Origin of the sequence: Paenibacillus sp. J2TS4, assembly GCF_018403245.1 — a bacterium.
Taxonomy (GTDB): Bacteria; Bacillota; Bacilli; order Paenibacillales; family NBRC-103111; genus Paenibacillus_L.
In genome coordinates this window covers 1-23,822 of record NZ_BOSH01000020.1, presented here as the reverse complement: position 1 = coordinate 23,822, position 23,822 = coordinate 1, and the positions used below count along the sequence as shown (strand labels likewise).

The following is a 23,822-nucleotide window of genomic DNA, read 5'->3' as shown; positions in this document are numbered from 1 at the left end:
TCCGGTTACTTTTCGGAGACCCCTTCTGGCGGTAGCTTTTCATGCCAATCAGAAAGTGGTTCACTTTAAACTTTAGTAAACTCAAATTACTGATGTGGTAAGAAAAGACCCTTTGAAGACAACTTCAAAGGGTCCGACAAGCCTCATTATTTTACTTCAACCGATGCTCCAGCTTCTTCAAGCTTAGCTTTGATAGCTTCAGCATCCTCTTTGGATACTTTTTCTTTGATCGGTTTCGGTGCGTTATCAACCAGGTCTTTAGCTTCTTTCAGACCCAGACCGGTGATTTCGCGAACGACTTTAATAACGTTGATTTTGGAACCGCCTGGGCTGTTCAGGATTACGTCGAATTCGCTTTGCTCTTCCGCTTCAGCAGCAGCGCCGCCGCCTACAACTGCTACAGGAGCAGCAGCCGTTACGCCGAATTCTTCTTCAATTGCTTTAACCAGATCATTCAGTTCCAAAACGGTCATGCCTTTAATGGCTTCTAAAATTTGCTCTTTGCTCATGGTTAAACCTCCAATATATTAAAATATCTTGTCTTGATCATTTCAATCGAAAATAACTTAAGCTTCTGCTCCGCTCTCCTGCTTCTCCGATACAGCTTTAACCGCAAGCGCGAAATTGCGTACCGGCGCTTGAAGCACGCTGAGCAACATGGACAGCAAGCCTTCTCTCGAAGGAAGCTCGGCCAGTTCCTTGATTTGCTCGAGATCTACCACTTTACCTTCAACAATCCCGGCTTTCAGGTTAAGCTTGTCGTTCTTCTTGGCAAACTCCGACAAAATCTTCGCAGGAGCAACGACATCTTCCTTACTGAACGCGATAGCGGTCGGTCCGGTTAATGCGGAATCCAGCTCGGTCAATTCAGCTTCTGCTGTCGCACGGCGAACCAGTGTATTCTTGATGACTTGGAATTCCACGCCGGCCTCACGCAGCTGTTTACGAAGCTCGGTTACTTGAGCCACGTTCAAACCGCGATAGTCTGCTACAATCGTACAGCTGCTTTCGCGAAGCTTGGAAATGACATCGGTAACCAGCTGTTGTTTCTCTTCACGTACTTTTGCATTACCCATCTGTTACACCTCCTGATACTTTGTGGCTGGGAAAAAGCGCTGCAAATAGAAAAGCCTTCGCAGACAGTACGAAGGCATGATGATCTGAGATATTCCGCAACAATAGCACGAAATGAACTATATCATAAACCTCGGCAGGAAATTAAGCTTGAGTAAGCACCTGCTGTCTACGGCAGCATATTCAATTTAAGAAAACCTTACTTAGATTAGCATAGATGACTTAGCAAAGTCAACTGCTTATCTAAAGGATTGAAGGTTCAATCTCACGCTAGGCCCCATAGTGGACGAAATCGCCGCGCTCTTCAAGTAAACGCCTTTAGATGAAGCAGGCTTGCTTCTAACCAGCGCTTCAATAAGAGCCTTGAAGTTCTCGTTCAGCTTTTGCTCGTCGAAGGAAGCTTTTCCAACGGGCGCATGAATTTGTCCCGCTCTGTCCAGACGGTATTCAATCTTACCGGCTTTGATTTCCTCGACCGCTTTCGCCACGTCGAAGGTTACGGTTCCTGCTTTCGGGTTAGGCATAAGTCCTTTTCCCCCGAGTAAGCGTCCCAGTTTACCTACTTCGCTCATCATGTCCGGAGTAGCTACACAGACATCAAAGTCGAACCAACCTTGTTGGACTTTGTTAATCATGTCTTGATCGCCTACAAAATCAGCCCCGGCATTCTCGGCTTCTTTTGCTTTTTCTCCTTTGGCAAAAACCAATACACGTTTGGTTTTACCTGTCCCGTGCGGCATTACAACGACACCGCGGACCGCTTGATCCTGTTTCTTGGGATCCACACCCAAGCGCACGGCAACTTCTACTGTCTCATCAAATTTGGCAGTGGCCATCTTCTTCACAAGAGAAATGGCTTCCGCAGGCTCGTACAGAGCGTCGGCGTCAACCAACTTCACTGCCTCTGCATATTTCTTACCATGTTTAGGCACTTTGCTATTCCTCCTTCGTGGTATTAACGGATAATCCTCCCACTGATATACGGCATATAACCGCGATCTATATTCAGATCGATTATTCCGGGAAGCCTATTAATCTTCAATCTTGATTCCCATGCTGCGAGCCGTTCCTTCCACCATACGCATAGCGGCTTCAACGGAAGCAGCATTCAGGTCAGCCATTTTGGACTCGGCGATTTCACGAACTTTATCGCGTTTAACGGTCGCTACTTTAACCTTGTTAGGCTCGCCGGAGCCTTTTTCGATACCTGCAGCTACACGCAGCAATACAGCTGCCGGAGGAGTTTTGGTTACGAACGTGAAAGAACGGTCTTCAAAAACCGACAGTTCCACCGGAATAACCAATCCAGCCTGATCGGCCGTACGTGCGTTGAACTCCTTACAGAAAGCCATAATATTGACACCCGCTTGACCCAGAGCCGGACCTACTGGCGGAGCCGGATTAGCTTTTCCTGCCGGAATCTGCAGCTTAACGACTTTAATTACCTTTTTAGCCATGTGAGACACCTCCTTGCACGTAGTGTGGTTTAACGGGATGTTACCCTCCCACTATTGAAGGCCTATCCCGTTCGAATAGACCTGGGCAGAAACCATATGAGAAAAAGACAGAATCATCCGACAATCCGGATTCTCTACTACAGTTTCTCTACCTGATGGAAGTCGAGCTCCAGAGGGGTTTCTCTTCCAAACATGTTCACATGCACCTTTAACTTGCTTTTGTCCGGCAAAATCTCCTCTACGGATCCTACAAAATCAGCAAAAGGACCCACTTTTACACGAACCGTCTCCTTCAAGTCAAAGTCGATCTTCGGCTTAGGCTCTTCCATTCCCATATGCTTCAGAATAGCGTCTACCTCTTCCGGCAGCAATGGAATCGGCTTGGAGCCTGAACCCGTCGATCCGACAAAGCCCGTTACTCCCGGAGTATTGCGAACAACATACCAAGAATCATCGGTTTGAATCATCTCTACGAGTACATAACCCGGATACACTTTGCGCATGACGGTTTTTTTCTTGCCATCTTTATTGACTATTTCCTCTTCCATCGGAACAAGCACGCGGAATATTTTGTCCAACATGTTCATCGATTCAACGCGCTTCTCCAAATTAGCCTTAACCTTATTCTCATACCCAGAATAAGTATGAACGACGTACCATCTTTTTTCCATAAAGGTCACCCCGGTCCCTATCCCGTTATCAGACGGACTAAATTGGAAATCCCAAGGTCAAGAATAGTAAAGTAAATGGTTACGAAAATAACGGTTACCAACACCACAATCGTGTAGCTCACCATTTCTTTACGATTGGGCCACTTGACTTTCTTCAGCTCAGCCCAGCTATCCGAAAAGAAAGAGAAGGTGGAGCCGAAACCTCGCTTCATTTTACCTAGAAAAGCCACTATCGCACCCCCACTGCTTACCTTGTTTCGCGATGAATTACGTGTTCATTGCAAAACTTGCAATATTTCTTCATCTCCATGCGGTCCGGATGGTTCCGCTTGTTCTTATTGGACGTATAGTTACGCTGTTTGCAATTAGTACATGCCAACGTAATGATAACCCGCATGATCACACCCCCCTAGTAGACAACCTTCTTAATAAAGAACCCCGATTGTCTGAGGAGAGTCTGACAATTTAGGGTCACTGAATTAATTTATCATACCGTGATTTTCATGTCAAGGAATGGATCATTACCATTATTCTCTTGCCTGGGCTTCTATAAACCTACGATTTTAAAAAAATAACTTTCCGCCAAGGGCAAGAAAGCTACGAGTTATAAGTTATCTCTAACTTCCAAATATTTCTCCAGCTTGCGCTTTACCCGCTGGAGCGCATTATCAATCGATTTAACATGACGATCCAGATCAACGGCAATCTCCTGGTAGGAACGGCCGTCCAAGTAGAGCATCAGCACTCGGCGTTCCAGCTCGCTCAAGATCTCGCCCATCTTATCTTCCAAACCAAAGAATTCCTCTTGATTGATAATCAACTCTTCCGGATCGGTCACTCTGGAGCCGCAAATAACATCCAGCAAGGTCCGGTCGGAATCCTCATCATAAATGGGCTTGTCCAATGAAACATACGAATTGAGGGGGATATGCTTTTGCCGTGTGGCGGTTTTAATCGCGGTAATGATTTGTCGGGTAATGCATAATTCTGCAAACGCTTTAAACGAGGCAAGCTTGTCTCCCCGAAAATCGCGAATGGCTTTGTATAATCCGATCATACCTTCCTGAACAATGTCTTCACGGTCAGCGCCAATCAAAAAGTAGGATCGGGCTTTCGCCCTCACGAAATTTTTGTACTTATTGATCAAGTATTCGAGCGCACCACTGTTGCCAACACGTACCGCTTCGACGTTGTCCTCGTCACTATTGAGCTCATACACATCACTTCTCAAATCATTGAGGTCAACATTCACGAACAATCCCTCCGGCCTGGCCATTTCGGCAACCTCATAAAAGAGATAGATCAAGTATACATGAGGGGCAAATGACCGTCAATGACAAAACCTCTTGAAAAGCCTACTTTTTGAACACCTTCTTCAAATAATTCCAAAAAATGCCATTAGATTGCGAGGTTAGGCAAAAGGCACATTGGGACGGGCCTGTCAGGAATCCCCCCTCCTCCACTTTTCAAACAGCTGCTTCATTTCGGGAGTAAGGACGGCATCGAAGGAGCTGTGCTTCCCCCGTTCCGCTCTCTCCAGCTTGCGCCCAATCTCTTGCTGGCTCTGCCTGACCTTCAGAAGCAGCTCTCTAGCGGGAATCCTTAATGCCCCCTTGCCAAAAACAACATGCTGCTCTACGAGATCCGATGTGGCGACATAAATCCGGTTTCTTCTTCCCGTCAGTTCGTTGACCAATCTTTCTATCCGTTCGTCGGCGGTCTCTTTTTCCTTGGTATAGAAAATTTCCAGCCGACGCTGTTTCATCTTGACGGCCAGACCGGGCACACGGTGTGCGTCGAACACAACGTATACCCGGATTCCTGAATAAGCCTGATAGTCAGCCAGAATGTCAATCAGACGGTCTCGCGCTTCCACTAATCCAATATCTTTCAGCTTCTGTAATTCCGGCCATGCTCCGATAATATTATAGCCGTCTACGATTAGATACTCATTCATGCCGCTAACCGCTGGAAGAACTGCTCAATCGTTGACGCAACGCCTCGTACATAAGAACGGAAGCAGCTACCGAGGCGTTAAGCGACAAGATGCTCCCCATCATAGGCAGCTTGAGCAAAAAATCGCAATGCTCTCTGACCAATCGGCCAATTCCTTTGCTCTCATTGCCGATAACGATGGCCAGCGGAATCTTCAGATCGAACTCGAATACGGTCTGCTCCGCAGAGCCGTCCGCTCCGGCAACCCATACTCCGAGCTCTTTTAATTCATCGATAGTCTGTACCAGATTGGTCACTTTGGCTACTGGAACATATTCGACAGCACCGGCTGATATTTTGGACACGGTGGCGGTCAGTCCGACTGCTCTGCGCTTGGGAATGATGACGCCGTGCACCCCGGTACAGTCGGCTGTTCGCAGGATGGCCCCCAAATTATGAGGGTCCTCGATTTCATCGAGAATAACGATCAGGGGCGCCTCGCCTTTGCGTTTTGCATAGTCCAGAATATCATCCAGAGTGGCATAATCGTACGCTGCAATCTGGGCAACCACTCCTTGATTCTGAACGTTCGGAACCCATTGATCCAGCTTGCGCCTGGGGGTGGTCTGAACGAGTATGCCGTTAGCCTTCGCCTCGGTCAATATCGGATTAACGTGATGCTTTTGCGCGTTATCTGCGATCCATATTTTGTGAATGGTTCGGCCCGAGCGAATCGCTTCCAGCACCGAATGCTTCCCCGCAATGTATTCTTCCAAGCTGATTCCTCCTTGCTGTCATATAATTATAGCTTGCCCGATGAAGGCGGATCGCCGCCCTCCAGGCCCAGATTTATAAGTTGATGCAGTCTGTCCAGCCGCCCCTGACAATACAAATAGCCGACGAGACATTCCAGCGCCGTGCTGTGCCGGTAGACAAGAATGTCGGTATTTTTGGGCGCAGTGCCGGATTTGGCATTGCGCCCCCTGCGCACAACATCGGCCTCTTCTTCCGTCAGTACAGACTGCCATTGCTCCAGCGCTCTGGCCTGGGCCTTGGCAGAGACGTAACGCGTGGCCTGTTTATGGAGCTGATTGGGGCGATAATTGGCGAGCGATGCCAGATGCTGACGAATCGTCAGCTCGTAGACAGCGTCGCCGATATACGCGAGCACAAGCGGATTCATCAGCTTGGGATCATTGTCCCCCGGATACGTGAACAATGGATGGTTCGTCATGGAATCGTTCATTTCCGGCGCCAGCGGATTCCTTGCGGGGTGTCCTCCAGAACGATCTCTCGCTCCGTCAGCAAATCCCGGATTTCATCGGCCCGGGCCCAATTCTTTGCCTTCCTGGCTTCCGTACGCTCCTGGATCAACTGCTCAATCTCTTCGTCCAGCAGCTCTTCCTGCCGCTCCCGGGCGATACCCAGCACTTGATTCATCTCGGCAAAATGCTGTTTGGCCAATTCCAGTGAAGCGGCGGTGACATCGGCCGATTGAAGATACCGGTTTACCGCCGTTACAAGATCAAACATCGCGGTAATGGCATCGGCCGTATTGAAATCATCGTCCATCTTATTTACAAAATCCTCTCGTGCCTGCTTGATCGCTCCAGCAAGCGTCTCATCCACCTCGCCGTCCCGGACATTCTTCAAACGATAATCGATATTGGCCAAGCAAGTATTAATCCGCTCAAGCCCGGCCTCTGCCTGGAGAATCGTCTCGTCACTATAATTTAATGGATGGCGGTATTGCGTCGCCAGCATGAAGAAACGAAAGACCTCCGGCTTTACTTCCTTCAGAATTTCCCGAACGTTCAAGCCGTTGCCGAGCGATTTCGACATTTTCTCATTATTAATATTCAGGTATCCGTTATGCATCCAGTAGTTCGCCAGCGGCTTGCCATGCAAGGCTTCGGATTGCGCCACTTCACATTCATGGTGAGGAAATTGCAAATCCTGGCCCCCTCCGTGAATGTCAATAGTTTCGCCCAAATATTTTTTGGCCATCGCCGAGCATTCGATATGCCATCCCGGACGGCCTTCGCCCCAAGGGCTTGCCCAGGAAATTTCGCCGGGCTTCGCCTTTTTCCACAGCGCAAAGTCTCTCGGATCTTCCTTCCTCTCATCCACTTCCACGCGGATTCCGGCCTGCAGCTCCTCTATATTCTGGTGGGAAACCTTTCCATATTCCGGAAAACGGCTGATCCGGAAATAGACATCTCCGCCGCTTTCATAAGCAAATCCCTTCTCCGTTAATTCAGCAATGAACGAGATAATCTCCGGAATATTCTCCGTCACTCGGGGATGCTGTGCTCCGTCCACGCCAATCAGACCAACGTCTTCCATGAATGCCTCAATGAATTTATCCGCCACTTCCGGTACGGTAGAGCCCAGCTCGGCCGCTTTACGAATCAGCTTATCATCCACATCGGTAAAATTGACGAGATACTGAACATCATATCCGGAATAAATCAAATACCGTCGAACTACGTCGAAGACGATCAGCGGACGGGCATTCCCTATATGAATATAATCATAAACAGTCGGGCCGCAAACATACATTTTCACTTTGCCCGGCTCTATCGGTACAAAAGTTTCCTTGGACCTTGTTACCGTATTGTATATCTTCAATGCCATTTTATCATGCTCCTCCATTCTTTCGCTTTTGCTCCTCTAATTTCTGCTGCAGCTCCCCGATTTGCTGCTGCAGCTGCTTGCAAATATCAATAACCGGATCAGGCAGATTGCCATGATCGAGTCGATTCACACGAACTCCGTCACGCTTGACGACCTTGCCCGGGATTCCGACTACAGTACAATTGGGCGGCACTTCGGACAGCACAACCGCATTCGCACCAATGATCGAATGGTCTCCAACCGTAAAAGAGCCCAGCACTTTCGCTCCTGAAGAGACTACGACATGATTTCCAATAGTGGGATGGCGTTTTCCTTTTTCTTTACCGGTTCCGCCAAGGGTAACTCCTTGATAGAGGATAACATCGTCTCCTATTTCGCAGGTCTCTCCTATGACGACCCCCATCCCGTGGTCGATAAACAAGCGCTGGCCGATTCTCGCTCCCGGGTGGATTTCGATCCCCGTAAAAAATCTCGAAATTTGCGAAAAAATTCGGGCGAAAGTATACCATTTGTGAATGTAAAGCCAATGAGCTATGCGATGAAACCATACGGCATGAAGTCCAGAATAAGTAAATATAACTTCCAGCAAGTTGCGCGCAGCCGGATCGTTATCAAAAACCGCTTGAATATCCGAACGGATTGTACGAAACACGATGTCACCTTCCTTTCTCCGGATAGACGAGTTCATCTGTCCTTATGATCCAATTGAATGCTTGGCGGCCAGACAAGCGGAGAGGCACTCTGCTCACGTCTATTCTTGCCGAACAACAAAAAAAACTCTGCAGCACAAAGCTGCAGAGGCGTGTCTTCAACGCGGTTCCACTCTGCTTGGGCGCCTCCTCCTTCATTGCCAGCCTGAAGCTTATGCGGCAAGGCGGCGGTCCGTCTTATCAGCTGGTATCGGGGACTACCCGGCAACATCTACCCTGCTTAAGCGGCAGCTCAATGATGCTGTTCACAGGCGCATTTCCATGTAGCAGGGAATAGACATCTCACAGCCGGTTACACCTCTACAGAGTACCGGATGTCTTCTCTGGGAACCCCTGGCCACACGTACTTTCCTGATCAACACATTCCATCGATATATATATGTTCCAGTATATCAAAAGGTGCCGATTTACGACAATAGCTTCTCTAGGCGGCTCAACACTTTCGATTTGCCGATTAAATAGATCGTCTGATTCAAATCGGGCCCATGCGTTTGTCCGGTCAATGCGACACGGATCGGCATAAACAGCTGCTTGCCTTTGTAGCCGGTCTCGGCCTGCACCTTTTTAAGCATCGCTTTAATCGAATCCGCTGTATAGTCTTCTCCATTCTTCACTTGCTCGGCAAAAGCAGCCAGCACAGCCGGAACATGAGGCTCGGCAAGCAATTGTTGGGCTTCTCCTTCATAATCGAGCTGCTCCCGGAAGAAAAGATCCGACAGCTCGACGATCTCTGCCGCATATCTCATCTGCTCTTGATATAATCCGATCAGCAGAGAAGCCCATTCCTTCTGCGACTCATCCAGCGTCTCGGGAAGCTTGCCCGCCCTCTGCAGATGAGGCAGCGTTAATTCCACAATCCGCTCTTTATCTGCCTTCTTGAAGTAGTGATTGTTCATCCAATTCAACTTATCCATATCGAATACAGCCGGACTTTTGGAGATGCGCTGCAGGGTGAACTGAGCGATGAGCTCTTCCATAGAGAAGATCTCCTCCTCTCCCCCGGGAGACCAACCGAGCAGGGTGATGAAATTGACCACCGCTTCCGGCAGGTAGCCGAGCTCCTTGTATTGCTCGATGAACTGGATGATCGATTCGTCGCGCTTGCTCATTTTCTTGCGATCCTGGTTTAAAATGAGCGACAGATGCGCAAAACGAGGAGCCTCCCAGCCAAGCGCACGATACAGCATAATCTGGCGAGGTGTATTGGACAGATGCTCTTCCCCGCGAATAACGTGGGTAATGTGCATCAAATGGTCATCCAGGATGACGGCAAAATTGTACATAGGGATCCCGTCCGGACGAACGATAATGAAATCGCCGATCCCGTTGGTCTCAAACTCAACCGTTCCCCGTACCTCATCCTCCAACTGTATGATTTCATCTGCAGGCACGCGAAAGCGAAGCGTCGGCTTCCGTCCTTCCGAGCGATATTCAGCTGCCTGCTCTTCAGTTAAATGGCGGCATTTGCCCGAATATCTGGGCATTTCTCCCCGCGCCTCCTGGGCGGCCCGTTCCTGCTCCAGCTCTTCCTCGCTGCAATAGCAATGGTAAATATGCCCATTGGCCAGCAATTGATCGATATAAGGCTGATACAGCGGCAGCCGTTCCATCTGACGATACGGCCCGTAATCTCCTCCTGTATCCACACTTTCATCCCAGTCGATCCCCAGCCAGCGAAGCCCGTTCAATTGGTTGTCCACCCCGGACTCGACATGACGGGTCTGATCGGTGTCCTCGAAACGGACAATGAAGCGACCCTGCTTGCTGCGGGCAAACAAATAATTAAATAATGCGGTTCTGGCCCCGCCGATATGTAAGTGCCCTGTCGGACTAGGCGCATAGCGCACGCGAACGTTAGCAGACATCGAAGTTAACCCCTCTCATTCAGTACAGAACCTAAATATGAGCTATCATAGCATATCTTTAACCAGGCAAACAACAGATTGAGCGGCAATTCCTTCACCCCGGCCAACAAAACCTAGCTGCTCGGTCGTTGTCGCTTTCACGTTAACCCTATCGGCATCCGCCTCCAGCGCATCGGCAATCACTTGCACTATCTGCGGGATATAAGGAGCCATCTTCGGTTTCTGAGCCATGATCGTAGCATCCACATTGCCCAGCTTATAGCCTCTATCCTTGACCAGTACCCAGACATCCTTAAGCAGCTTCAAGCTGTCCGCATCCTTGTATGCCTCGTCCGTATCGGGAAAATGCTTGCCAATATCCCCCAGAGCAAGCGCCCCCAGAACCGCGTCGGTAATGGCATGCAGCAGAACGTCCGCATCGGAATGGCCTAACAATCCTTTCTCATAAGGAATTTCCACTCCCCCGATAATGCATTTGCGGCCCGCGACCAGTTGATGAACGTCAAAGCCATGTCCAACACGAATCATAGTTCGATCTCTCCTCTTCCCGATTGTACATACCACTCCGCCCATCCAAGATCCTCGGGCGTCGTAATTTTAATATTGGCATAGCTGCCTTCGACCACATATACAGTTTGTCCCATCCGTTCCACCAGCATAGCATCGTCCGTACCGACGAAACCGTCTGCCTCGGCCTTCTCATAAGCCTGAGCAAGCGCAGACAGACGAAAAGCTTGCGGGGTCTGAATCGCCCACAAGCTTCGCCGGTCCGGCGTCGATTCGATCGCTCCTTCCGCTCCGATCTTCTTGATCGTATCCTTAACCGGAACGGCCAGAACGGCGGCGCCCGTCTGCTTGGCCTTGGCCAGGCAGCGAAGGATATCCTGCCGGGAGACAAAGGGACGGACCGCGTCATGCACCAGCACCCATTCGATCTCATCAGGCAAATGCCGGAGCCCCCGATGGACCGAATGCTGTCGTTCTGTTCCTCCGGTAACGATCCGAACAACTTTGGCCAGCCCGTAGCGATCCATGTAAGCATGACAGCGGTCCTCATCCCCTTGACCCACCACAAGAACGATGGAATCGATCTCCTCGACTTGTTGAAAAGTCAATAACGTATGAATCAAGATTGGTTTATCACCAAGCATTAAATACTGCTTGCTTTCGGTTGTTCCCATACGGGAGCCTGTCCCCCCGGCAACAACGATGACTCCTTGCTTCCCCATAGTTTCCCCCGCACAGTCGTTTTCTCTCTATCATAACGCTTTATTGCGCTTTTTCCAACAATTTCGGTTTAGCGAATATCATCCGGCCGGCCGAGGTTTGCAAAACGCTGGTGACCATAACCTCCATCGTCATCCCAATATACTCTCTGCCCCCTTCAACGACGATCATGGTACCATCGTCCAGATAAGCGACACCTTGACCGTATTCTTTGCCATCCTTAATAATTTGGATCATAATTTCTTCGCCGGGCAGGACGACAGGCTTAACGGCATTGGCTAAATCGTTGATGTTCAAAACCGACACGCCCTGAAGCTCGCAGACTTTGTTTAAATTGAAATCATTCGTAATCACTTTACCCCGCAACAGCTTCGCCAGTCTGACGAGCTTGCTGTCCACCTCTGAAATGTCTTCAAAGTCGCCTTCATAAATAAGCACTTTCACTTCGAGCTCTTTTTGAATTTTATTAAGAATATCCAGACCTCTACGTCCGCGGTTCCGTTTAAGCAAATCGGATGAATCCGCGATATGCTGAAGCTCCTCTAATACAAATTCGGGAATGACGAGAATTCCTTCGATAAAGCCCGTCTTGCATATATCCGCTATTCGGCCATCTATAATGACGCTGGTATCCAATATTTTGTGCTCTTCCACCAACGACCCGTCCGCAGCAGGATCCTGGATCGTACGCATTTTGAGCAACAAATCGGCAAACTCGCCATGCTGGGAGCATCCCCAACGGAATCCTCCGATGCCCAGCAAAAAAGTGACAGCTACTGGCAGCACGCTATTCCCTCCAGCCAGCCGGTCTAAGGATGGGAACAATAGCACCGCGATCAGCAGACCTATGAGCATCCCGGCAATTCCGGTTAACAGCTCCGGCAGGGGCATCTGTCCGGCTCCCGAGCCTTCTCTATGCAAGAACCGTCTTCCAGACAATGTCGCGAACAAGGCTACGGCATAGCCCGCCGCTGCACCCATTCCGATCATCCAGTAAACCTGACCTTGAAGTTCGGTTTGACCTAGCAGCAGTTGCAACCATTGAAGCGCCCCTTCTCCCAGGTAACCATTCCATTGGAAACCCATAATTCCACCGATGATCGCCCCGAAAATTTGGACCCATAATTTCATTACCGCTTCACCTCCATAAAAATGACTGTAGCTCTAGTATTAATTATGATCCAATTCATTCCAGCCTAAACCTCCCGTTTTGGAGTTCTCTCTCTATCGATTGCAAATTGAAAAGCCACCTTCTTTTAAGTATAATTATTTCTAAATTAATCACGATTGAGGTGGATGGAATGAACTCGCTCGATTTGAAGCAGTTCCAGGAACAAGTCTCCGAATTGTTGCTCCGACACCGAAGTTTGCTTGATGTTTTATCGAAATACCAGCAATCCAACGCCGCGGTTCACCGTTCTGTTGTTAAAGCGGTGACTGAATGCGGATGCATCGAGGTCAATGCAGGCAAGCAGAGCTATACCTCGGATATGACGCTTCAGGATGCCAAGAGGGCGCTTGAGACACACATGGACGGACACCTATGTGACAATTGTCTGGAAATTGTCGGTGCCGAATTGGGTAAAAACATGTTTTACACCGCCTCCCTGTGTAATTTACTCGACATCGATATGCAAAAAATCGTGAACGATGAATCCAAGAAATGCTCTACCCTCGGTTTTTTTAACCTGTCGTAAGAGCAGCAGAGGAAACGAGCTATAAGCAAACACAAAAAAGCATTTATTTTCCTTAAATCAGAAAATAAATGCTTTTTATTTTCGAATATAATATTTATCTTGCCTTAACGTCTCTTCCTGAAGCTCTGGAGAGTTCCATATAAAGCATACAGGACGAGCGGAACAAAGATCAGCTTGGATAGCGGTCCGGGATAAGCAAAAGCAACCGCTGTAGCCCCAATAACAACGAGCGGGGCTATCCAGATGACCGGCTTAGGCACGTGAACCTTCTTGAAGCTCGGATACTTGATGTTGCTGACCATTAAATAAGACAGCAGGACAGTGCTGGCTACGAGAATGTAAGGATGAATTTCCTGATGGAACAATGCAAGAGTACATAGGATTCCACCGGCAGCAGGAATCGGCAAGCCGATAAAGTATCCCGGAATCCCCTCCACCACATTGAAGCGGGCCAACCTAAGTGCTCCGCAGATCGGGAACAGCGCGGTCGTAATCCAGGCTGTAGGAGGATTCAAGCCGGAAAAAGCAACAACATACATAATAAAAGCGGGAGCTACCCCGAATGAAATCACATCAGACAATGAATCGAGCTCTTTCCCGAACTCGCTCTGTGCGTTTAACGCCCTGGCTACTCTACCATCCAAGCCATCCATAAGCATGGCTATAATGACCATGACAGCTGCCAGACTGGGCTTTTCGGTATAAACTAATATTATAGCAACGATTCCCAGAAAAAGGTTTAAAACCGTAAAAATACTGGGAAGGGTTTTTTTAATCATTCCTTGACCACCTTTGAAATAGTCACCTAATCCATTTATTTTACGGAAATTAAATATGTCTGTCAACAAATACCTGGCCTTGGATTCGTTTTAAACCTTCCTTAATTGTTCTGGCTCGAACTTCCCCAATACCTTCTACCTCGTCTAATTGTTGAATTGACGCCGCCAAAATATGGGAAAAGGTTTTGAATTGGTCCACTAAATTGTTAATGATAATGGGTGGAAGCCTTGGAATTTTGTGGAGAACGCGGAATCCGCGCGGATGAACCTGCTCCTCCAGAACCGAGTTGGAGCTGTTGTATCCAAGAATTCGGACAATATGCTGATGATCCAGCAGCTCCTCGCTGGTCAGTTTGCGCAAAGCGGTACGGATATCTTTGACTTTATCCTCATTCATCTCCTTGCAATAATCCTTGATCAGCAGAATCGATTCCTGCTCCGTCCCGGCCACCAGCTCCTCGAGCTGCATCCGGATCAGACGTCCTTCGGTGCCAAGCTCATTAATATATTTATTGATTTCGGCTCTGACCTTCAGCACCATTTCTATTCTTTGCATGACGCTGGTCACGTCATGGAGCGTCACCATCTCCTCAAATTCGGAGGCTCCAAGATTAATGAGCGTTTGATCGAGAACCACTTTGTATTTCTCCAGCGTCTGGATAGCCTGATTGGCCTTGGTTAAGATGACGCCGATATCTTTAAGCGAGTAACGCAAATTTCCTTGGTACAGAGTTATGACATGTCTGCGTTGGGAAATAGAGACCACCAGCTTGCCGGTTTGCTTGGCTACTCTTTCCGCCGTACGATGACGAATCCCCGTTTCTATTGACGGGATCGATGAATCAGGAATGAGCTGCGTATTCGCATATAGAATTCTCTTCAAGTCTTCGCTTAATATAATCGCCCCGTCCATCTTCGCCAATTCATACAGAAAGTTGGGCGAGAAATCACAATTGATGGAGAAGCCTCCATCCACAATTTCCATCACTTCGGGGCTGTAGCCTACCACAATTAACGCTCCTGTGTTGGCACGCAACACGTTATCCAAGCCATCCCGAAAAGAGGTTCCGGGCGCTACCAATTGCAGCAGCTGGCTCATTACATCCCGATTCACTTCTTCTTTAACCATGTTAGCCCCCTCGCAACTGTTCATCATTTATCGCATTACCGCAGCCAGAGCCTCGGAGACGGTGGTGACGCCAACAATATCAATCTGATTTGGGGGCGTCCAGCCCTTCAAACTCTTTTCCGGCATAATCACTCTTTTGAACCCAAGCTTCTGAGCTTCCTTAACCCGCTGATCTATCCTTGACACTCCTCTGACCTCGCCAGTCAATCCGATCTCCCCGAAGACGACAACGTCCGGCTCGACCGGATGATCGCGAAAGCTCGAGGCAATGCTGACGGCTACAGCCAAATCTACAGCCGGCTCATCCAGCTTGACCCCACCAGCTACGTTCAAATACACATCCTGGCTCTGCAGAACCAACCCGATTCTCTTCTCCAGAACCGCGATGATTAACGATAAACGGTTGTGGTCAAAACCTGCGGACATTCTTCGGGGCGACGGAAAGTTAGTCGATGCGACCAACGCCTGCAATTCCACAAGCATCGGCCGAGTCCCTTCCATGCTGGCCGCTACGGCGGAGCCCGAAGCTCCTACCGGCCGCTCGGACAGAAACAGCTCCGATGGATTGTTAACTTCCATTAAGCCCGCTTCGGTCATTTCAAAAATTCCGATTTCATTAGTCGATCCGAACCGGTTCTTGACTGCTCTAAGCAGCCTGTACGTATGGTGGCGCTCCCCTTCGAAGTACAAGACGCAATCGACCATATGTTCGAGCAGACGCGGTCCGGCAATCGCCCCTTCTTTGGTCACATGACCAACAAGGACGGTGGCGATTCCTTTCACTTTAGCTATTCTCATAAAGTGGGCGGTACATTCCCGTACCTGCGAAACGCTGCCCGGGGCCGACGCGACAGCGGGATGATACACCGTCTGGATCGAATCCATCACTAGAAAATCAGGCTGCACTTCATCGATAGCGGCGGATATATGTTCAAAATTCGTTTCACAAAGGACATATAGAAGGGGGGAGGAGGCCGCGAGCCGATCCGCTCTAAGCTTGGTTTGGCGGGCAGATTCCTCGCCGGAAATGTAGAGCACACGAAGATTATTTTTAGTTAGAGCGTAAGAGGTTTGCAGCAGCAGCGTTGATTTGCCAATCCCTGGATCCCCGCCTACCAGAATAAGGGAGCCGGGAACGACCCCTCCGCCCAGTACACGGTTTAATTCCCGGTTATTCGTATCGATTCGCGGTTCTCGTGTACTTTCTATATCTATAATGGAAACGGCCTTTTCTTTGGTCTGAATTAACGATGAAGCGATCCCCTGGGTTTTAATTACGGTCTCTATTTCTTCAACCATGCTGTTCCAAGACTGGCAACCCGGGCATTTGCCCAGCCACTTAGGCGACTCATAGCCGCATTCCTGACAGCAAAATTTCGTCTTCTGTTTAGCCATTGGAGGGTTCTCCTATCTTCAATAAAAAACAAACATTTATATCAAAGTTTACCATGTCCTTCAACGGGTGAAAACCCCTCTGCCGATTTCATACCTAAACCGTAAGTAAAATCCGGCTGGTGTATCCATCCCGCTTGATCCAAGCACGGGGCAAAAGCGCCCCTAAATCCAGCAGTTACCCAATCAAAAATGCCTCTTAAATCCAACCTTTTTCCCCGAAAATGGATTTGGCGAAATCATCGATTTTTCACAAAAGGTAGAAAATAGAGCGCATTTTTAGAAAGCCCGTGAAACATTTATTTCGTCAAGCCGCCACTGATATCGGTTTTGGAGCCTTTACATGTAGTAAAAAGCGCCTCTCTAACCGATTTATCCGATTAAAGAGACGCTTTTTCATAGTATTCCAAATGAAGTTACATCATGTTGATCTATGGATCGGAGCTGACCATGCCCCTCTTCTTACTTGGATTGAGTGACCAGCAGTTCTCCATCCTTTTCATCAATCGTCAGCGTATCCCCTTTGGCAATATTGCCTTTAAGCAGTTCCTCCGACAGGCGATCCTCGATATGCTTCTGAATCGCTCTGCGCAATGGTCTTGCTCCATACGCCGGATCGTACCCTTCCTTAGCCAGGAAGTCTTTGGCTGCGTCGGTAAGCACGAAATCTACTTCCTGCTCCTTAAGCCGCTTCCGCAGCTCTTCCGACATCAGGGTGACGATTTGAGCAATATGCTTCTCGTCCAAGGAGTGGAATACGATGATCTCATCGATCCGGTTAAGGAATTCCGGACGGAAGCTTTTCTTCAGCTCAGACATCACTTTGTCCCGCATGTTATTGTAATCCTTGGCGTTGTCCTCAACTACTGTAAAGCCAAGAGATGTGTTCTTCTTAATCATCTCCGCTCCGACGTTCGAGGTCATGATGATCAGAGTGTTGCGGAAATCGACAGTTCGTCCTTTGGAGTCGGTCAAACGGCCGTCTTCCAGTACCTGAAGAAGAATGTTGAAAACTTCCGGATGCGCTTTTTCAATCTCGTCGAGCAGTACGACCGAATACGGTTTGCGGCGGACTTTCTCGGTCAATTGACCTCCTTCGTCATACCCGACGTATCCCGGAGGCGCTCCGACCAGACGAGAAGTGGAGTGCTTCTCCATATATTCCGACATATCGATGCGAATGACAGCATTCTCGTCCCCGAATAAGGATTCGGCAAGCGCTCTGGCGAGCTCGGTTTTCCCGACACCGGTCGGCCCGAGGAAGATAAACGATCCCATCGGTCTTTTGGGATCTTTAAGGCCGGCACGCGCTCTGCGGATAGCCCGGCTAACAGCTTTGACCGCTTCCGATTGCCCGATAACCCGATTATGAAGGATATCCTCCATTTTCAACAGACGTTCGGTCTCTTCTTCTTTCAGCTTGCTTACCGGGATTCCCGTCCAGCTGGCCACAACCTGAGCGATATCTTCGGGAGTTACCTCCGAATCGGTTCGGCCTTGCTTTTCCTTCCATTCATTCTTCGTCACTTCCAGCTCTTCGCGCAGCTTTTGCTCGGTGTCGCGAAGCGATGCCGCCTTTTCAAATTCCTGGCTCTGCACCGCGGAGTCTTTCTCCTTGCGAATATCCTCCAGTTTGCTCTCCAGCTCTTTCAGATTCGGCGGTACGGTGTAAGAACGAAGTCTTACTTTGGAACCGGCCTCGTCAATCAGGTCAATCGCTTTATCCGGCAGGAAACGATCGGTAATGTAGCGGTCGGATAATTTCACTGCCGCTTCAATGGATTCATCGGAAATTTTGACACGGTGGTGAGCTTCATAACGATCTCTCAAACCGTGCAGAATTTGAATCGCTTCTTCCGGAGACGGCTGATCGACCATAATCGGTTGAAAACGTCTTTCCAATGCAGCATCTTTCTCAATGTACTTGCGATATTCATCGAGTGTCGTCGCACCGATACATTGAAGTTCTCCCCGCGCCAAGGACGGTTTGAGGATATTGGAGGCGTCAATAGCTCCTTCCGCTCCGCCAGCACCGATCAAAGTATGCAGTTCGTCGATGAAGAGAATAATATTGCCGGCTTGGCGAATTTCATCCATAATCTTTTTCAGCCGGTCTTCAAATTCTCCCCGATATTTGGTACCCGCTACAACTGAGCCCATATCCAGAGTCATCACTCTTTTATCCCGCAGCGTTTCGGGGATTTCGTTATGAATAATTTTCTGTGCCAAACCTTCCGCAATGGCTGTCTTTCCTACTCCAGGCTCGCCGATCAATACCGGATTGTTCTTCGTTCGCCGGCTCAGAACCTGAATGACACGCTCAATTTCCTTATTACGCCCGATGACCGGATCAAGGTTGCTTTCTTTAGCTATGGCGGTTAGATCTCTTGCCAAGCTATCCAATGTCGGAGTATTCACGTTCGCCGGGGTGCCATGGTTGGAGGAGACAACTTCACTGCTGCCCAGAAGCTGCAGTACTTGTTGACGGGCTTTGTTCAGGGAAATTCCGAGGTTATTCAAAACCCTTGCCGCCACTCCTTCACCTTCTCGAATAAGTCCGAGTAGAATATGCTCGGTGCCTACATAAGTATGTCCCAGCTTGCGGGCTTCGTCCATCGAAAGCTCAATCACCTTTTTGGCCCGGGGGGTGTAAGCGAAATTACTCGGCTGCTCTTGTCCGCGTCCGATTAACGCTTCTACTTCGTCCTGAATTTTTTCCAGACCCAAGCCTAGAGCGACAAGCGCTTTGGCTGCGATGCCTTCGCCTTCGCGAATAAGACCCAGCAGAATATGCTCGGTACCAATATTGTTATGTCCCAAACGGACAGCTTCTTCTTGCGCTAATGCCAGAACCTTTTGTGCACGCTCCGTAAATCTTCCAAACATCATAGAATACACCTCCAAATATGGTTATTACAAACAGATTATAACTGCCTTTACCCTTACGCCATGCGGGGTAACAAATCAATCAGGTCAAGTATGGACAAACCGCTCTCTAATTAATTGTGCCCTGCGAATATCCCGGTCCTCCGGAGATAGCTTCTTACCTGCATACTGCTGCAGGAACCCTGGCTGGGTCATGACCATCAGTTCATTTAACACCTTAGCGGACAGGTTAGTTATAATACCCAGATCGATACCCAGGCGAACATCGGACAGACGCTGAGCGGCTTCCTTGGAATCCATAATGACGGCGTGAGACAAAATGCCGTAGGATCGATTAACCCGATCCGTCAGACGGTGCCGGGACTCCTCTTGCAGCCTTGCTCTTGCGGCTCTCTCATGCTCGATAATCTGACGAACGACACTATACAAATTGTCGATGATTTCTTCCTCGGTTTGGCCTAATGTGATCTGATTGGATATTTGGAACAGGTTCCCGGTTGCTTCGCTGCCTTCGCCATAAAGTCCTCTCACCGCCAGACCAACCTGGGTAATCGCCGACAGGATGCGATTGATTTGCTGCGTAAGAACCAGTGCGGGAAGATGGATCATGACGGAGGCTCTAATGCCCGTCCCTACATTGGTCGGGCAGCTGGTCAGGTAGCCTCTTTTCTCATCGAAAGCGTAGTTCAACTGACTTTCAAAAATATCATCAAACTGATTAGCCAGATCCCAAGCCTCTTTAATCTGAAAACCGGAGCAGAGCACCTGAATCCGGAGATGATCCTCTTCATTCACCATAATGCTGATCGACTCGTTCTTACTCAGAATTACCGCGCCATTGCGTGATTCATTGGCCAGGCTGGGACTAATGAGGTGTTTTTCGACCAGCACCCGTTTATCCAAATCGCTCAAATCGGCCAGGGACATCGTCTCCAGTTCACTAATCTGCGCCAATTCCTCATTGGACAAAACCTCGGTTATTTTGTCCAACACTTCTTTGGATTGTTGATTGGTGGCCAGCATCGGAAAAGGATATGAGCGTAAATTACGAGCTATCCGGATGCGGCTGCTGATTACGATATCGGAATCCGGTCCATTATCTTTCATCCACTCGCTTAATGCTTCACTTGTGTAACGCCCAGGCATTTGGCCCCCTCCTTACTGTTATTAAAATTCCGCCATTCTTTTTTCCAAGTCTCGAATGCGATCTCTGATTCTGGCTGCTTGCTCGAATTCCTCCAGCTCGATGGTTTTGGACAGCTCTTGCTTCAAATTTTCAATTTCTCTTTTGTATTTAATAATTCCACCTGAACGTTTGGGAACCTTGCCGACGTGGGATATATTGCCATGCACCCTTTTGAACAAAGGATCGAGCCGTTCTGAAAAATGCCGGTAACAGGAGCTGCAGCCGAACCGTCCAAGCTTGCTGAATTGAGAATAGGTCAATCCGCATTCCTCACAGCGAAGTGTCTGCGGTTTCGTGCCGAGAGAGCTATGAGATGAAGGATCGAAATCCAGCAGGCCGGAAAGCAAATTATGAATGGAAAAACCGTTAGGAGTCCCTGGAATCATCTCGCCTTTTTCCCGGGCACAGGCTTCACAGAGATGGAATTCTGTCTTCTCTCCGTTGACGATTTTCGTAAAATGTAGAGAGGCCGGTTTTTTACCACATTCTTGACAATTCATGAAATCCACCCTCCTTATTGCTATTCATGCGTTATGAAAAGCGGTTGTTTTTCCGTTTTCTTTCTTAATTATTGTTATTTACTCAATAAAGCTAACAACATGGACTTCAAAATTTTGGCCCGAATTTCATCCCTTAAGGGTAGTTTAACCACTAATACCTCTCTTGAAATTGCCGCTTTAATTAATTTGGCCTCTCTCCGTGAAATAAATCCTCCTTCTTCTAGCTGATAAACCAGACCTTCAGAAGTCGTCTGATCAATGGAGTCGATGACCGTTCGCAAAATATAATCCAAAATAGTGCCCTGTTTGCCAATGGACACTTTCTGAATCCGGATATAGCCTCCCCCGCCGCGCTTGCTTTCCACGATGTAACCTTTTTCAAGTGTAAAACGGGTGCTGATGACATAATTAATTTGCGAAGGGACGCATTGAAATTGCTCCGCCAGCTCATTCCGTTGAATTTCAATGACGCCGTTTGGACTCTGCAGCAAGGATTGCTTAAGATACTGTTCGATGATTTCCGAGGCGTTACGCATGGCTCCATCCCTCACTTCTAACATGAAATAAACCCATATTATGCGCTCACGCTCATTGTTTCCTTTACCTAAGACAATGCAAACATGCTAAGTGCCTCAAATGCTAAATTAGTTACTCTAATATGAATTGCTTTTTCGTTGACTTTGACTATCTTTGACTTTAAGTTTATTATATCATGTTTTTTTAATTTGCCAATAGTTTTTTATTTTTTTATGGAAACTTCATGGAAAAGAGCAATAAGTCGTCGGCTCATCCCAAGCGACCTTCCATTCGTTCTCCGATCTAAAAAAACTCGCTTCCACGATCAAGAGAGGCATTCGCCCATTAATCTAAATCCAACTAAGAGAGGCACTTCATTTTTCAGGATGAAAAATCCGCCCCCGATCGAGAGAGGCATTCCGCCCATTAATCTAAATCCAACCAAGAGAGGGCATTTCATTTTTCAGCATAAAAATCTGCTCACCGATCAAGAGAGGCATTCCGCCCATTAATCTAAATCCAACTAAGAGAGGCATTTCATTTTTAAGCATAAAAATCTGCTCACCGATCGAGAGAGGCATTCCGCCCATTAATCTAAATCCAACTAAGAGAGGCATTTCATTTTTCAGGATAAAAATCCGCCTCCGATCGAGAGATGGTTATTCCACATAAAGCTGGAATTGGTATACAAAAAACGGGATTTTCGGACGCACTTGCGTTAGCTTCTAGCGGGAAACCGTATCGCTCAATCCAGTGAGGCGACTCTTTTCATATTGTCGGTTGCTCCTAACCGTTTTATTCAATAAAGCTGTGACAAGCCTTCGTTAAGTAAAAATTCACAGCACGGACGATTAAATCTCCTCTGACGGAAAAAGCCTCACCGGCAAGGCAGGCAAGGTCAGCGCGGCCCAGTAGCACTAACGGAACATTCCCCTCCCACCGGTGCAACCAACCGCTCAGTATTGATTAGGCAGCGCCTCATTCGAACGCCACATGCGAGATCGGTGGCCTAGTATTGCCAAACCCAGTATCGCTAACGGAACTACACATCGCTATAGCCGCAAAAACGAGTCTTTTTCCATGGTAACGAAACTGGATAACGTTATTGACCCACTTCAGAGGTCATTTCGCCTCTTTTCAGGTAAATAGCGACTCCCAGTTTCGTTACATTTTAAAATCCCCTCATTTTAGCCAAATAAGACGTTCCAGTTTCGTTAGCGGCATATCGGTTTCGAAAAAGAGCGAGCAAGTGATGGCGATGGTCTACCCATTCCATTGCCAGCGCCGCGCGGCAAACAACGCCGATATTTCGAACGACATTTGGGCTGCCACGCATGAATAGTGGTTCAGTGGCGCTGACTTAGCATCGGTCGCCATATGCGTGGAAACCCTCTGTAGTTTCGCTAACGAAACTACAGAGGGTGATTGAAAAAATTACACGTTGAATGGTAGCGGACACTTATGTCTGCTATCCGGCGAAAAAGGGCTTTTCGAGAAGATAATGGACACCCATGACCGTTAGCGGAGAAAAAGAAGCGAAATGGAGAGATGTTCCCGTGTAATGGACAACGATGTCCGTCAGAAAAAAGAAATGGTCTCATTTGGCGGCTAATGGTCATTCATAACCGTTACCGTTTCATTTTGTGCTGTATAGCCGTTGAGCTTTTTCGCAAATCTAAATCGTTTTATCTATCGTCTTGTCTTATCCACCGCCGGTTCCACAATGAATCGACCGTTTGCTACAGATCGCTGTAGCTGCGAAAACGAAGCTTTTTCCAGTGTAACGAAACTGGACTTGCCAACGCCGCAAAGCGCCCCACACCTCAAGAGTTTATCCGCCCATTTCATAATGGGAAAGCGGAATATGCTACACAAAGGAAATCTGCAAATGGAACACGACAAATAGAAAAAAAGCCCCACCGGCATCCTAGCCGGCAAGGCTTATTCGCTTGGCCACGTCCTTCCGCACCGGTTGAGCCACTTCTCGAATCACTTCGAGGTCGGCATCGAAAACCACTGCTTGGGTCGAGCTAGCTTCTTTGATATATCCGCTTGGCAACGTCCTACTCTCCCAGGACCCTGCGGTCCAAGTACCATCGGCGCTGGAGGGCTTAACGGTCGTGTTCGGGATGGGTACGCGTGGTGCCCCTCCGCCATCGTC

At 48.4% G+C, this 23,822-nt stretch carries 27 protein-coding genes, 1 rRNA gene and 1 other annotated feature; of the genes, 1 reads left to right on the top strand and 27 read right to left on the bottom strand.

Annotation, left to right across the window (positions count from 1 at the left end):
• Nucleotides 1–146 precede the first annotated feature (146 nt).
• The 18 genes from rplL to KJS69_RS26845 form a co-directional block, all read right to left on the bottom strand.
• Nucleotides 147–509 (bottom strand): 50S ribosomal protein L7/L12, encoded by a 363-nt coding sequence (gene rplL, locus KJS69_RS26930; protein ID WP_213586951.1) that lies wholly within the window; start codon nt 507–509, stop codon nt 147–149.
• A 57-nt stretch (nt 510–566) separates the two neighbouring features.
• Nucleotides 567–1,076: a 50S ribosomal protein L10 gene (gene rplJ / locus KJS69_RS26925; protein WP_213586949.1), complete on the bottom strand. Its 510-nt coding sequence runs from the start codon at nt 1,074–1,076 to the stop codon at nt 567–569.
• Nucleotides 1,077–1,114: 38 nt separating this feature from the next.
• Nucleotides 1,115–1,267 (bottom strand) — a sequence feature (ribosomal protein L10 leader region).
• Between the two features lie 46 nt (nt 1,268–1,313).
• The gene (gene rplA / locus KJS69_RS26920; protein ID WP_213586947.1) at nt 1,314–2,006 is read right to left on the bottom strand and encodes a 50S ribosomal protein L1; all 693 of its coding nucleotides are present in this window, start codon (nt 2,004–2,006) and stop codon (nt 1,314–1,316) included.
• A 99-nt stretch (nt 2,007–2,105) separates the two neighbouring features.
• Nucleotides 2,106–2,531: a 50S ribosomal protein L11 gene (rplK, locus tag KJS69_RS26915; protein ID WP_144936482.1), complete on the bottom strand. Its 426-nt coding sequence runs from the start codon at nt 2,529–2,531 to the stop codon at nt 2,106–2,108.
• 137 nt (nt 2,532–2,668) lie between these two features.
• Complete coding sequence (gene nusG / locus KJS69_RS26910; protein ID WP_213586945.1) at nt 2,669–3,202, bottom strand: transcription termination/antitermination protein NusG; 534 nt, start codon at nt 3,200–3,202, stop codon at nt 2,669–2,671.
• 17 nt (nt 3,203–3,219) lie between these two features.
• A complete protein-coding gene (gene secE / locus KJS69_RS26905; protein ID WP_213586943.1) occupies nt 3,220–3,432 on the bottom strand; it encodes a preprotein translocase subunit SecE in 213 nt (70 codons plus the stop codon).
• Nucleotides 3,433–3,449: 17 nt separating this feature from the next.
• Entirely contained in the window at nt 3,450–3,599 is a 150-nt protein-coding gene (gene rpmG / locus KJS69_RS26900; protein ID WP_213586941.1) for a 50S ribosomal protein L33, read from the bottom strand.
• Nucleotides 3,600–3,806: 207 nt separating this feature from the next.
• Nucleotides 3,807–4,454, bottom strand: a complete 648-nt coding sequence (sigH, locus tag KJS69_RS26895) for an RNA polymerase sporulation sigma factor SigH (RefSeq protein WP_213587050.1) — start codon at nt 4,452–4,454, stop codon at nt 3,807–3,809.
• A gap of 189 nt (nt 4,455–4,643) precedes the next feature.
• The gene (locus tag KJS69_RS26890; RefSeq protein WP_213586939.1) at nt 4,644–5,159 is read right to left on the bottom strand and encodes an NYN domain-containing protein; all 516 of its coding nucleotides are present in this window, start codon (nt 5,157–5,159) and stop codon (nt 4,644–4,646) included.
• 4 nt (nt 5,160–5,163) lie between these two features.
• Nucleotides 5,164–5,913, bottom strand: coding sequence for a 23S rRNA (guanosine(2251)-2'-O)-methyltransferase RlmB (gene rlmB / locus KJS69_RS26885; RefSeq protein ID WP_213586937.1), 750 nt, complete (start codon nt 5,911–5,913; stop codon nt 5,164–5,166).
• 26 nt (nt 5,914–5,939) lie between these two features.
• Nucleotides 5,940–6,383 carry a Mini-ribonuclease 3 gene (locus tag KJS69_RS26880; protein ID WP_249730730.1) on the bottom strand — a complete coding sequence of 148 codons (444 nt, stop codon included), beginning with the start codon at nt 6,381–6,383 and terminating at the stop codon, nt 5,940–5,942.
• On the bottom strand, nt 6,380–7,774 hold the full coding sequence (gene cysS, locus KJS69_RS26875) for a cysteine--tRNA ligase (protein WP_213586935.1): 1,395 nt from the start codon (nt 7,772–7,774) through the stop codon (nt 6,380–6,382). Before cysS ends, KJS69_RS26880 begins: the two co-directional genes overlap by 4 nt.
• A gap of 4 nt (nt 7,775–7,778) precedes the next feature.
• Nucleotides 7,779–8,426, bottom strand: coding sequence for a serine O-acetyltransferase EpsC (gene epsC, locus KJS69_RS26870; protein WP_213586933.1), 648 nt, complete (start codon nt 8,424–8,426; stop codon nt 7,779–7,781).
• 32 nt (nt 8,427–8,458) lie between these two features.
• A complete protein-coding gene (locus KJS69_RS26865) occupies nt 8,459–8,695 on the bottom strand; it encodes a hypothetical protein (protein WP_213586931.1) in 237 nt (78 codons plus the stop codon).
• 196 nt (nt 8,696–8,891) lie between these two features.
• A complete protein-coding gene (gltX, locus tag KJS69_RS26860; RefSeq protein WP_213586929.1) occupies nt 8,892–10,349 on the bottom strand; it encodes a glutamate--tRNA ligase in 1,458 nt (485 codons plus the stop codon).
• A gap of 45 nt (nt 10,350–10,394) precedes the next feature.
• On the bottom strand, nt 10,395–10,877 hold the full coding sequence (gene ispF, locus KJS69_RS26855) for a 2-C-methyl-D-erythritol 2,4-cyclodiphosphate synthase (RefSeq protein WP_213586927.1): 483 nt from the start codon (nt 10,875–10,877) through the stop codon (nt 10,395–10,397).
• The gene (ispD, locus tag KJS69_RS26850) at nt 10,874–11,578 is read right to left on the bottom strand and encodes a 2-C-methyl-D-erythritol 4-phosphate cytidylyltransferase (RefSeq protein WP_213586925.1); all 705 of its coding nucleotides are present in this window, start codon (nt 11,576–11,578) and stop codon (nt 10,874–10,876) included. The genes ispF and ispD overlap by 4 nt, the downstream gene beginning before the upstream one ends.
• 40 nt (nt 11,579–11,618) lie before the next feature.
• A complete protein-coding gene (locus KJS69_RS26845) occupies nt 11,619–12,707 on the bottom strand; it encodes a PIN/TRAM domain-containing protein (RefSeq protein ID WP_213586923.1) in 1,089 nt (362 codons plus the stop codon).
• A gap of 170 nt (nt 12,708–12,877) precedes the next feature.
• On the opposite strand from KJS69_RS26845, the gene KJS69_RS26840 reads away from it, so the two are divergent.
• Entirely contained in the window at nt 12,878–13,273 is a 396-nt protein-coding gene (locus KJS69_RS26840) for a DUF1573 domain-containing protein (RefSeq protein ID WP_213586921.1), read from the top strand.
• 104 nt (nt 13,274–13,377) lie between these two features.
• On the opposite strand, the gene pssA is transcribed toward KJS69_RS26840, so the two are convergent.
• From pssA to rrf, 9 genes are all read right to left on the bottom strand, one after another.
• Nucleotides 13,378–14,052: a CDP-diacylglycerol--serine O-phosphatidyltransferase gene (gene pssA / locus KJS69_RS26835; protein WP_213586919.1), complete on the bottom strand. Its 675-nt coding sequence runs from the start codon at nt 14,050–14,052 to the stop codon at nt 13,378–13,380.
• 49 nt (nt 14,053–14,101) lie between these two features.
• Nucleotides 14,102–15,181, bottom strand: coding sequence for a DNA integrity scanning diadenylate cyclase DisA (disA, locus tag KJS69_RS26830; RefSeq protein WP_213586917.1), 1,080 nt, complete (start codon nt 15,179–15,181; stop codon nt 14,102–14,104).
• Nucleotides 15,182–15,208: 27 nt separating this feature from the next.
• Nucleotides 15,209–16,576 (bottom strand): DNA repair protein RadA, encoded by a 1,368-nt coding sequence (gene radA, locus KJS69_RS26825; protein ID WP_213586915.1) that lies wholly within the window; start codon nt 16,574–16,576, stop codon nt 15,209–15,211.
• Between the two features lie 459 nt (nt 16,577–17,035).
• The gene (gene clpC, locus KJS69_RS26820; protein WP_213586913.1) at nt 17,036–19,462 is read right to left on the bottom strand and encodes an ATP-dependent protease ATP-binding subunit ClpC; all 2,427 of its coding nucleotides are present in this window, start codon (nt 19,460–19,462) and stop codon (nt 17,036–17,038) included.
• Between the two features lie 84 nt (nt 19,463–19,546).
• A complete protein-coding gene (mcsB, locus tag KJS69_RS26815; protein WP_213586912.1) occupies nt 19,547–20,605 on the bottom strand; it encodes a protein-arginine kinase McsB in 1,059 nt (352 codons plus the stop codon).
• A gap of 21 nt (nt 20,606–20,626) precedes the next feature.
• Nucleotides 20,627–21,145, bottom strand: coding sequence for a protein-arginine kinase activator protein McsA (mcsA, locus tag KJS69_RS26810; protein ID WP_213586910.1), 519 nt, complete (start codon nt 21,143–21,145; stop codon nt 20,627–20,629).
• Nucleotides 21,146–21,219: 74 nt separating this feature from the next.
• Nucleotides 21,220–21,681: a CtsR family transcriptional regulator gene (locus tag KJS69_RS26805; RefSeq protein WP_213587046.1), complete on the bottom strand. Its 462-nt coding sequence runs from the start codon at nt 21,679–21,681 to the stop codon at nt 21,220–21,222.
• Between the two features lie 411 nt (nt 21,682–22,092).
• Nucleotides 22,093–22,251, bottom strand: a complete 159-nt coding sequence (locus KJS69_RS26800) for a hypothetical protein (protein ID WP_213586907.1) — start codon at nt 22,249–22,251, stop codon at nt 22,093–22,095.
• Nucleotides 22,252–23,711: 1,460 nt separating this feature from the next.
• Nucleotides 23,712–23,822: ribosomal RNA gene (rrf, locus tag KJS69_RS26795) — 5S ribosomal RNA — on the bottom strand; the annotation flags it as partial.

Coding starts and splice junctions, on each gene's coding strand:
- rplL (WP_213586951.1), bottom strand. CDS start 509: ATGAGCAAAGAGCAAATTTTAGAAGCCATTAAAGGCATGACCGTTTTG.
- rplJ (WP_213586949.1), bottom strand. CDS start 1,076: ATGGGTAATGCAAAAGTACGTGAAGAGAAACAACAGCTGGTTACCGAT.
- rplK (WP_144936482.1), bottom strand. CDS start 2,531: ATGGCTAAAAAGGTAATTAAAGTCGTTAAGCTGCAGATTCCGGCAGGA.
- nusG (WP_213586945.1), bottom strand. CDS start 3,202: ATGGAAAAAAGATGGTACGTCGTTCATACTTATTCTGGGTATGAGAAT.
- rpmG (WP_213586941.1), bottom strand. CDS start 3,599: ATGCGGGTTATCATTACGTTGGCATGTACTAATTGCAAACAGCGTAAC.
- KJS69_RS26890 (WP_213586939.1), bottom strand. CDS start 5,159: ATGAATGAGTATCTAATCGTAGACGGCTATAATATTATCGGAGCATGG.
- KJS69_RS26880 (WP_249730730.1), bottom strand. CDS start 6,383: ATGAACGATTCCATGACGAACCATCCATTGTTCACGTATCCGGGGGAC.
- cysS (WP_213586935.1), bottom strand. CDS start 7,774: ATGGCATTGAAGATATACAATACGGTAACAAGGTCCAAGGAAACTTTT.
- KJS69_RS26865 (WP_213586931.1), bottom strand. CDS start 8,695: ATGTTGCCGGGTAGTCCCCGATACCAGCTGATAAGACGGACCGCCGCC.
- gltX (WP_213586929.1), bottom strand. CDS start 10,349: ATGTCTGCTAACGTTCGCGTGCGCTATGCGCCTAGTCCGACAGGGCAC.
- ispF (WP_213586927.1), bottom strand. CDS start 10,877: ATGATTCGTGTTGGACATGGCTTTGACGTTCATCAACTGGTCGCGGGC.
- ispD (WP_213586925.1), bottom strand. CDS start 11,578: ATGGGGAAGCAAGGAGTCATCGTTGTTGCCGGGGGGACAGGCTCCCGT.
- KJS69_RS26845 (WP_213586923.1), bottom strand. CDS start 12,707: ATGAAATTATGGGTCCAAATTTTCGGGGCGATCATCGGTGGAATTATG.
- KJS69_RS26840 (WP_213586921.1), top strand. CDS start 12,878: ATGAACTCGCTCGATTTGAAGCAGTTCCAGGAACAAGTCTCCGAATTG.
- pssA (WP_213586919.1), bottom strand. CDS start 14,052: ATGATTAAAAAAACCCTTCCCAGTATTTTTACGGTTTTAAACCTTTTT.
- disA (WP_213586917.1), bottom strand. CDS start 15,181: ATGGTTAAAGAAGAAGTGAATCGGGATGTAATGAGCCAGCTGCTGCAA.
- radA (WP_213586915.1), bottom strand. CDS start 16,576: ATGGCTAAACAGAAGACGAAATTTTGCTGTCAGGAATGCGGCTATGAG.
- clpC (WP_213586913.1), bottom strand. CDS start 19,462: ATGATGTTTGGAAGATTTACGGAGCGTGCACAAAAGGTTCTGGCATTA.
- mcsB (WP_213586912.1), bottom strand. CDS start 20,605: ATGCCTGGGCGTTACACAAGTGAAGCATTAAGCGAGTGGATGAAAGAT.
- mcsA (WP_213586910.1), bottom strand. CDS start 21,145: ATGAATTGTCAAGAATGTGGTAAAAAACCGGCCTCTCTACATTTTACG.
- KJS69_RS26805 (WP_213587046.1), bottom strand. CDS start 21,681: ATGCGTAACGCCTCGGAAATCATCGAACAGTATCTTAAGCAATCCTTG.
- KJS69_RS26800 (WP_213586907.1), bottom strand. CDS start 22,251: ATGGGCGGAATGCCTCTCTCGATCGGTGAGCAGATTTTTATGCTTAAA.